Raw genomic sequence first — 2120 nt, forward strand, 5'->3', positions numbered from 1 at the left:
CCGTTGTGGGGTGGGGGTGTAGTCGTTGGGATGGGTAGGGGAGCGTCGTGCATCCGGTGAAGCCGCCGAGTGATCGAGTGGTGGAGGGTGTGCGAGTGAGAATGCAGGCATGAGTAGCGAAAGCAGAGTGAGAAACTCTGCCGCCGAATGACCAAGGGTTCCTGGGCCAGGTTAATCCGCCCAGGGTGAGCCGGGACCTAAGGCGAGGCCGACAGGCGTAGTCGATGGACAACGGGTTGATATTCCCGTGCCCGTGACAGTGCGCCCGTGCCGAGGCCGGTGATGCTGACCATCCGAACCCCTTTCGGTTCCTTCGGGAGCCGTTGTGGGGGGAGCGTGGGACCCGATCCGGTAGTAGGCAAGCGATGGGGTGACGCAGGAGGGTAGTCCCGCCAGTGAGTGGTTGTACTGGTGTAAGCCTGTAGCCCGACACCCAGGCAAATCCGGGTGTCATGCAGGGTGAGAGGTGACGCGTAGCCGATTGAGGCGAAGTAGGATGATCCCATGCTGCCGAGAAAAGCCTCTAGCGAGTGCTGTTGCGGCCCGTACCCCAAACCGACACAGGTGGTCAGGTAGAGAATACCGAGGCGATCGAGCGAACTGTGGTTAAGGAACTCGGCAAAATGCCCCCGTAACTTCGGGAGAAGGGGGGCCGCTGCGCTTGAAGCCCTTCGCGGGCTAGGGCGGGGCGGCCGCAGAGGCCAGGCCCAAGCGACTGTTTACTAAAAACACAGGTCCGTGCGAAGTCGCAAGACGATGTATACGGACTGACGCCTGCCCGGTGCTGGAACGTTAAGAGGACCTGTTAGTCCCTTCGGGGGCGAAGCGGAGAATTTAAGCGCCAGTAAACGGCGGTGGTAACTATAACCATCCTAAGGTAGCGAAATTCCTTGTCGGGTAAGTTCCGACCTGCACGAATGGCGTAACGACTTGGGCGCTGTCTCGACCACAGACTCGGCGAAATTGCACTACGAGTAAAGATGCTCGTTACGCGCGGCAGGACGGAAAGACCCCGGGACCTTTACTACAGCTTGGTATTGGTGCTCGGTTCGGCTTGTGTAGGATAGGTGGGAGACTGGGAAGCGGTCACGCCAGTGGCTGTGGAGTCGTCGTTGAAATACCACTCTGGTCGAATTGGGTGTCTCAACCTCGGGCCATGATCTGGTTCAGGGACAGTGCCTGGTGGGTAGTTTAACTGGGGCGGTTGCCTCCCAAAGTGTAACGGAGGCGCCCAAAGGTTCCCTCAGCCTGGTTGGCAATCAGGTGTTGAGTGTAAGTGCACAAGGGAGCTTGACTGTGAGACAGACATGTCGAGCAGGGACGAAAGTCGGGACTAGTGATCCGGCACCTCCTGGTGGAAGGGGTGTCGCTCAACGGATAAAAGGTACCCCGGGGATAACAGGCTGATCTTGCCCAAGAGTCCATATCGACGGCATGGTTTGGCACCTCGATGTCGGCTCGTCGCATCCTGGGGCTGGAGTAGGTCCCAAGGGTTGGGCTGTTCGCCCATTAAAGCGGTACGCGAGCTGGGTTTAGAACGTCGTGAGACAGTTCGGTCCCTATCCGCCGCGCGCGCAGGAGACTTGAGGAAGGCTGTCCCTAGTACGAGAGGACCGGGACGGACGAACCTCTGGTGTGCCAGTTGTCCCGCCAGGGGCATGGCTGGTTGGCTATGTTCGGAAGGGATAACCGCTGAAGGCATCTAAGCGGGAAGCTCGTTCCAAGATGAGGTCTCCCACCACCTTGCGTGGGTAAGGCCCCCAGCAGATCACTGGGTTGATAGGCCAGAGATGGAAGCTCGGTAACGGGTGGAGTCGACTGGTACTAATAGGCCGAGGGCTTGCCATAACAAGTTGTTTGCATCCACTGTGCGACCCTGAGCACACAATCGTGTGGTCATGGGTGTTCGAGCGTGTTGTGTTCGCATCCGCTAGCACGACCATTGCTGCCGGCCCGGTTTCGGGTGGGTGGGGGTGGCTAAGTTGATAGTGTTGTCGGTGGTCATGGCGGAGGGGAAACGCCCGGTCCCATCCCGAACCCGGAAGCTAAGCCCTCCAGCGCCGATGGTACTGCACTCGCCAGGGTGTGGGAGAGTAGGTCGCCGCCGACATCAAACCCGA

At 59.4% G+C, this 2120-nt stretch carries 2 rRNA genes; both read left to right on the forward strand.

Features of this window, described 5'->3' with window-relative positions:
- Positions 1–1848 (forward strand): 23S ribosomal RNA (locus HF526_RS34350); the annotation flags it as partial.
- 145 nt (positions 1849–1993) lie between these two features.
- Positions 1994–2110, forward strand: a 5S ribosomal RNA gene (rrf, locus tag HF526_RS34355).
- Positions 2111–2120: the final 10 nt, after the last annotated feature.

Origin of the sequence: Pseudonocardia acidicola (assembly GCF_012911935.1) — a bacterium.
Lineage (GTDB): Bacteria > Actinomycetota > Actinomycetes > Mycobacteriales > Pseudonocardiaceae > Pseudonocardia > Pseudonocardia acidicola.